Genomic DNA, 6,000 nt, shown 5'->3' on the forward strand with positions numbered 1-6,000 from the left:
GCGAAAAGAGGTGCAGTTTCTGCTCTTTCGGGGTTCTAGCCGGAATCGCCTCCCCGGCACAGGGTCATGTTTTCCTCAGTGCTTCAGCCGGGGGGCTGACCGCAAGCTGAGTGCCGAACTTTGAGGGGTTCCATAGCCAAAGTATGGTATCACACCTGGATGCTTTCCCATACATGTATATTTCATTACAAAAAAGCGCCTTTGCCTCAGTTTACGTTTTTTAAAGCCGGATCCGAACGCATTGTAAATTGTCGTAACGTTCTGTGTTACGCCCACAGGCTGGCTAAATTCTGAATGGGAATCTCGTGCAGAAAGCTCTACAATAGGTCGCGCCCTCAAGCGCACTAGGAGCGATCGCCGGCATAATTTACGGTGAACTGGTAGCACCGCTTGTGGTGAGCTGGTCGCATCGTGCAAAGGCATTTATGTAGGCAAAAACTTATGATTGGGAGTCAGGACAAATCGCTAGCAGCTATATTCCGGCAAATGAGCAACGGGGTCTTTCCTCCCGTTGTGGAAACCTTCGAGCGGGGGAAAACGATTTTCTTCCCCGGCGACCCGGCAGAAAGGGTTTATTTCCTGCTCAAAGGTGCCGTGAAACTCTCCCGGGTGTACCAAGGGGGAGAAGAAATTACCGTGGCCCTACTGCGGGAAAACAGCGTTTTTGGAGTGTTGTCGCTAATTACCGGACATCGCAGCGATCGCTTTTACCACGCGGTGGCGTTTACTTCGGTGGAATTGCTGTCGGTTCCCATCGACCAGGTGGAAAAAGCCCTCAAAGACGACCCGGAACTGTCGGTGTTTATGTTGCAGGGGCTATCTTCGCGGATTTTGCAAACCGAGATGATGATCGAAACCCTTGCCCACCGCGATATGGGATCGCGTCTGGTGAGTTTTCTGTTAATTCTCTGTCGCGATTTTGGTATTCCCAGCACCAACGGCATTACCATAGACTTGAAGCTTTCCCACCAAGAAATTGCCGAGGCTATTGGTTCCACCCGGGTAACGGTGACGCGATTGTTGGGCGAATTGCGGCAAAAGCAAATGATTTCCATTTACAAGAAAAAAGTAACCGTTCACAATCCCCTTGCCTTGAGCCAGCAATTCACCTAAGCTAGGCAATCGCAGTTTTATCCAATTCCACAATTGCGAGCCAAGGAATTGCGATCGCAACTTTTTTTCCATGAACGCTGGATACGTCCTAATTGTGGCAATTTTACTGTTGGGTGGGGCGATTGCCACAGTGGGCGATCGCTTGGGCACCAAGGTGGGAAAGGCAAGGTTGCGCCTGTACGGGCTGCGCCCCAAACAAACGGCTACTGTAATCACCATTATCACCGGTAGCGTCATTTCCGCCTCTACGTTGGGCATTCTACTGGCGAGCGACCGACAGCTACGTACGGGGATCTTTAAACTTGAAGAAATTCAAGAAGACCTGGAAGATGCGAAAAACGACCTCACCCAGACCCGGCAAACCTTGCACGCAACCACCACGCAACTGGATGGTGCCAAACAGGAACTCGCCCAAGTCAAACGTTTGCTGCGAGACAACCAAAACCAACTCCAACAAGCGCGTTTGGCGTTAGAACGGGTACGTTCGGAGAAACGAAAACTGGAAGCCAATTTAGAACAAACCCGCAGCCAACTATCTCAAGTGGAAACCAACCTCCAAAATACCCAAGCGCAATTGCAGGAGGTTTCCCAGCAAAAAAATAGCTTGCAGCAGCAAATTCAGCAGTTACAAGCAAGAAGCCAAGAATTGTTACAGGAACGGGAAACCCTGCTTGCCCAAAAAGAAGCTGCGATCGCGAAGCGGGATAAAATTATCGAACAGCGGGAACAAAAACTCGCCAAACAAGCGGAAATCATTCGGGCGCGGGAAGATTTGCTGGCAGAACTCCAACGAGAACGCACCTTTTTGGAAGCGGAAGTGCGCCAGCTAGAACAAGAATCGCAAAAACTGCGGGAAGGCAACGTTGCCCTGCTGCGCGGGGAAGTATTGGCATCTGGGGCAGTGCGGGTGGTCGATACGGAAGGGGTGCCGGAAGCCATCGATCGCTTGTTGCGGGAAGCCAACCGAGAGGCAATCCGCCAGTTGCTACCGGGCAGGGAAGACTTTGATTTTCGGGCGGTACGCATTTCCCAAAGCGAAGTTCAACAACTGCTCGAACAAATTGAAGCCAATCGCGTGTACGTGATGCGGATTATTTCGGCGGAAAACTATCTGGTGGGGGAAAAAAATGTGGAAGTGGTGGCGGATGTGGTGCCCAATCGTTTGTTGCTGCTGAAAGGAGATTTGATTGCTGCTACTTCTGTCAACCCCATGGCGCAAACTTCCGAAGAAATCCGCGATCGCATTTCCCTACTGATCGAAGCTTCCCAATTTCGCGCTCGGTGGTTGGGATTGCTTTCCCCCGATGTCAAAATCGGCGACGACGATATAGACGATATTTCCAAGCTCGCCAATTTCCTAAAAAAGGTAGAATCATACAACCAACCTCTAAAAATTAAAGCCGTAGCTGCAGAAGCGATCTACACGGTAGGTCCGCTAACCGTAAATCTCTTAGCTGTTAACAACCAAGACGAAGTGATTGCCCGTACCAATTAGTGGTTTGCTCCTATGTCCCCATCCCTGTTGCTGGGTTTCGATCCCGGAAAAGATAAATGCGGTCTTGCCATTGTGCGATTGCCGCAACAAATTATCTACCACCAGGTCATCGCCGCCGGTGATGCCATGACCACGGTGGTTTCCCTCGCTCGAGCATATCCCCTCGAAACCATTGTCATGGGCGATCGCACCACCGCCAAATCCTGGAAATCTCAACTAGAAACCGCCGTTCCCCAGATTCCCCTTGTCTTGGTAAACGAAGCCTATTCCAGCCTGCAAGCGCGCGATCGCTACTGGCAAATGTTTCCTCCCAAAGGGCTCATGCGCCTGGTTCCCTCCCGGATGCGCCTTCCCCCACGCCCCATCGACGATATTGTTGCCATTATTCTCATCGAACGATACCAGCAACAGCAGTTTGACGTCGCTGGGGAAAAGTACCATTCTTGAATACAGCGATCGCTTTCCCCCGTAGGCACGATTCGTAAACGCGACTAGCGATTCATGGCTACGCCATAGAATCGTAGCTTCCCCATCCTGCTACCACCAGAGGGAGGCGGCGCTCTCGCCTACTGCCAGGAACTTCTGCGGTCGCAGCACCCAGGTCATTTCTGCCTGTAGGTAGATAGTTGAAAATACAATACCAACTTTTGGCCCGTTCCCTACCCTGATGAATCGGGTGATGCTGGGATTTGCAGGGTTGGTTGTCCCTCATCAAACCGGTCTTGTATCTACCCATATCTCCAGAGCTCTCAGCCTGGTGGGCAATAGTGCCATACGGGGCTGAGGTGATTATCCCCCATCCGCCGCTAAAAGCGCGAATGACGCTTCGCGTTCATTCGTAGGATGCGCGGCGGTTTTGCTCAAAGCCATCAATTTCCAAAAACGAAAAAATATCGCCCCCATCGGGCTAAATTTGCGCGCGAATGGTAAACCAGTAGTCACTTCCCGGTTCCAACTGGTAATCGTAAGCTTCCAAAAAACGCCCCAAAGGTTCTTGAATCAATGCCCGACCTCTAGAAGGGAAAATACGAAGTTCTTTTTGACGAAACCGCCACTGAAAGTCCCAGGTAAATGCACCGGCACTTACCTGACCTTCCAGTTTGCCTGTCTGCCAAGACTGTGCCGTGATACAAACGTGGGCGGTGGTTTTGGGTAAGCGTTTGCTCATATGCAATGGGGAAACGACCAAACTACCACACAGGGAAAATTTTAAAGGGGCACTACATGGTTGTTGTACAAGCTCATCGCCTTTTCCCATCCCTGTTCGCAGCCAACTTCGATCGCTTGAACCACCGTATCGAGAACCTGCGACATGACTTGGGCTTGGGAAGGGGAAAATTTGCCCAGAACGTAGCCAATGGTCTCCTGTTCGTTTTCCCCGGTTGGTTTGCCGATGCCAATGCGCAAGCGGGGAAAATTTTGCGTATTTAAATGGGCGATCGCGGATTTCATACCATTATGCCCACCTGCCGACCCCGACAAACGCAAACGAATTTTGCCCACGGGCAAATCCATGTCATCATAAATGACCAAAACCGACTCTGGCGGCAATTTAAACCAACTCGCTACCGATTGTAAAGATTGTCCGGAACGGTTCATGTAAGTGGTGGGTTTGAGCAGGCGAATTTTACCAGTTTTCGGGGTAAATCCTTCCCCAAAAATTCCTTGAAAGCGTCGGTTTTCGCTGAGGGAAATTTGCCAAGCTTGGGCTAAGGCATCGATGGCATCAAAACCAATGTTGTGACGGGTTTTTTCGTATTTTTTCCCGGGATTGCCCAATCCAGCAATTAACTGCGGTCTTAGTTCGCTCATCTCCTTACGAGTTACAACTTTGGTTGGCAAAACATCAAGTTCCATCGCGATCGCATGAAATTCCCCGTAAGTGGAGCGTACCGAGCATGGAAGATCGAGAATTCATAGGGAATCCGACACAGATGAACCACGAACGTGTAGCAACGTGAATTAGGTGGCAACTACGGGGAAATTGCCCCTACAAAAAATTGGAATCGTTGCATTTTTCTATTTCCCACACTCGGCACGTCCCCAAAAGCCAGGAAACTCCCAAATAGGGTTAGAATATAAAACTAACTAGCAGGGGTTTGTTCTTTGGAACTAGAGGAATTGCTGCCGTCTTGGGTTGGTGCGGTTTCTGTGTTTCCATCGTCGGCAACAGCCGCACTTTTGGTGGGTTCGGCTGCTTGGGAAGTTTCTTGCGATTGTTCGTTATTTTGCAAGTAGTTGGCTTCCCGTTTGAATTCGTTTTCAAAATCTTTAGATGCCTGTTGAAAGCCTTTGATGGCTTTGCCCAAACTTTGACCAACTTCGGGAAGTTTTTTGGGACCAAAGATGAGTAAGGCAATAACCAGGATAACGAGCATTTCTGGCAAGCCGATACCAAAGATATTCATATAGCTTTCCTGTAAATAACTTCTCCAATTTCCAGTATATAGTGCCGAAAAAAAACCCGGAAAATCCGGGCTTTCTTCTGGGATAACCGCCCTTCACAGGGAACGGTTGTTGGCAGCGACAAACCTACATGCTCAAGCTTTTCCAGTCTACGTTGACGTTTTCCAGCAGTAGGGAAGAGTTGTAAATTTGCAAGATAATCAGCAAAAATACGAAAAACAGCAGCATGAAGACGCCCATTAAAGGGGTGGTGCCCCAGCCGGGGGCAACTTTGCCGTATTCAGAGTTGAGCGGACGTAGAAGACTTCCCAAGCGAGTTCTCTGTGCCATAGTATGGTATCCTTTTATTTTCTTTTCAACAATTGGTTCGTGGCAATCTACTAACCAATGTTCGATCGCCAGGTTTTATTGCCAGGCGGCTTTTGCCGATCGTACCATGACTGGGTCTTGCTTGGCGTGGGATTTGCCCGAGATGAATGCTAGCGATCGCTTTGGGTCTCCTCTATGGGGGCAACCGACGCGATCGCCGCTCCCCAGTCACCGTTAACGGCAAGGCGACCAACACCGAAAGCATTTGTCGGTACCATGACCCTAAAAACATAGCCCCAAAGGACTTAGGCTGGTGAGCTACCTGAAGCTGGAGGCAGGAAGCCCCTGCACTTCAGCTGGGGGGGGCTGACCCTGAAGGTACGATTTTTGTTAAATTATATTCAAGACCGTTGTTGATTGTAAATTCTTCCTTATGGACTCTACAACTGCTATTTTGATTTCCATTTCGGGTTTGCTTGTCCTGCTTACGGGTGTGGCTATCTATACTGCTTTTGGTCCTCCTTCTAAAGATTTAGCCGATCCTTTTGAAGAACACGAAGATTAAACGTCCACCAGCCAGGCATTCCAGTAGTATTGACACTCTCACGAATAGAATTCGTGAGATTCTCGCTTCATTGGGTGTGCCTAGATGGATTAGCTATGCTAGTCCATCCCCG

The 6,000-nt window shown here is 49.7% G+C and carries 9 protein-coding genes; 4 read left to right on the top strand and 5 right to left on the bottom strand.

Annotation, left to right across the window (positions count from 1 at the left end; translation table 11 throughout):
- Positions 1-441 precede the first annotated feature (441 nt).
- From ntcA to AS151_RS04395, 3 genes are all read left to right on the top strand, one after another.
- Positions 442-1,113, top strand: coding sequence for a global nitrogen regulator NtcA (gene ntcA, locus AS151_RS04385; protein WP_071515835.1), 672 nt, complete (start codon positions 442-444; stop codon positions 1,111-1,113).
- Positions 1,114-1,183: 70 nt separating this feature from the next.
- The gene (locus tag AS151_RS04390; RefSeq protein ID WP_071515836.1) at positions 1,184-2,608 is read left to right on the top strand and encodes a DUF3084 domain-containing protein; all 1,425 of its coding nucleotides are present in this window, start codon (positions 1,184-1,186) and stop codon (positions 2,606-2,608) included.
- Between the two features lie 12 nt (positions 2,609-2,620).
- A complete protein-coding gene (locus AS151_RS04395; RefSeq protein WP_071515837.1) occupies positions 2,621-3,055 on the top strand; it encodes a resolvase in 435 nt (144 codons plus the stop codon).
- 58 nt (positions 3,056-3,113) lie between these two features.
- Here the strand turns inward: AS151_RS04395 and AS151_RS22465 are convergent, their stop codons facing one another.
- From AS151_RS22465 to psbH, 5 genes are all read right to left on the bottom strand, one after another.
- Positions 3,114-3,344, bottom strand: a complete 231-nt coding sequence (locus AS151_RS22465; RefSeq protein WP_139240505.1) for a hypothetical protein — start codon at positions 3,342-3,344, stop codon at positions 3,114-3,116.
- Positions 3,345-3,515: 171 nt separating this feature from the next.
- Positions 3,516-3,776, bottom strand: a complete 261-nt coding sequence (locus tag AS151_RS04400) for a DUF3146 family protein (RefSeq protein WP_071515838.1) — start codon at positions 3,774-3,776, stop codon at positions 3,516-3,518.
- A gap of 41 nt (positions 3,777-3,817) precedes the next feature.
- Positions 3,818-4,420 (bottom strand): aminoacyl-tRNA hydrolase, encoded by a 603-nt coding sequence (gene pth / locus AS151_RS04405; RefSeq protein ID WP_211517521.1) that lies wholly within the window; start codon positions 4,418-4,420, stop codon positions 3,818-3,820.
- Positions 4,421-4,692: 272 nt separating this feature from the next.
- Entirely contained in the window at positions 4,693-5,016 is a 324-nt protein-coding gene (locus AS151_RS04410) for a TatA/E family twin arginine-targeting protein translocase (protein WP_071515840.1), read from the bottom strand.
- Between the two features lie 124 nt (positions 5,017-5,140).
- On the bottom strand, positions 5,141-5,344 hold the full coding sequence (gene psbH / locus AS151_RS04415) for a photosystem II reaction center protein PsbH (protein WP_071515841.1): 204 nt from the start codon (positions 5,342-5,344) through the stop codon (positions 5,141-5,143).
- 412 nt (positions 5,345-5,756) lie between these two features.
- On the opposite strand from psbH, the gene psbN reads away from it, so the two are divergent.
- A complete protein-coding gene (psbN, locus tag AS151_RS04420; RefSeq protein WP_071515842.1) occupies positions 5,757-5,888 on the top strand; it encodes a photosystem II reaction center protein PsbN in 132 nt (43 codons plus the stop codon).
- Positions 5,889-6,000 lie beyond the last annotated feature (112 nt).

This window comes from Geitlerinema sp. PCC 9228, assembly GCF_001870905.1.
In the GTDB taxonomy this organism is placed as follows: Bacteria; Cyanobacteriota; Cyanobacteriia; order Cyanobacteriales; family PCC-9228; genus PCC-9228.

Bases quoted from the DNA above. Each gene is read 5' to 3' on its own strand.
- AS151_RS22465 (WP_139240505.1), bottom strand. From the start codon at position 3,344: ATGGGTAGATACAAGACCGGTTTGATGAGGGACAACCAACCCTGCAAA.
- AS151_RS04400 (WP_071515838.1), bottom strand. From the start codon at position 3,776: ATGAGCAAACGCTTACCCAAAACCACCGCCCACGTTTGTATCACGGCA.
- psbN (WP_071515842.1), top strand. From the start codon at position 5,757: ATGGACTCTACAACTGCTATTTTGATTTCCATTTCGGGTTTGCTTGTC.
- AS151_RS04390 (WP_071515836.1), top strand. From the start codon at position 1,184: ATGAACGCTGGATACGTCCTAATTGTGGCAATTTTACTGTTGGGTGGG.
- psbH (WP_071515841.1), bottom strand. From the start codon at position 5,344: ATGGCACAGAGAACTCGCTTGGGAAGTCTTCTACGTCCGCTCAACTCT.
- pth (WP_211517521.1), bottom strand. From the start codon at position 4,420: ATGAGCGAACTAAGACCGCAGTTAATTGCTGGATTGGGCAATCCCGGG.
- AS151_RS04395 (WP_071515837.1), top strand. From the start codon at position 2,621: ATGTCCCCATCCCTGTTGCTGGGTTTCGATCCCGGAAAAGATAAATGC.
- AS151_RS04410 (WP_071515840.1), bottom strand. From the start codon at position 5,016: ATGAATATCTTTGGTATCGGCTTGCCAGAAATGCTCGTTATCCTGGTT.
- ntcA (WP_071515835.1), top strand. From the start codon at position 442: ATGATTGGGAGTCAGGACAAATCGCTAGCAGCTATATTCCGGCAAATG.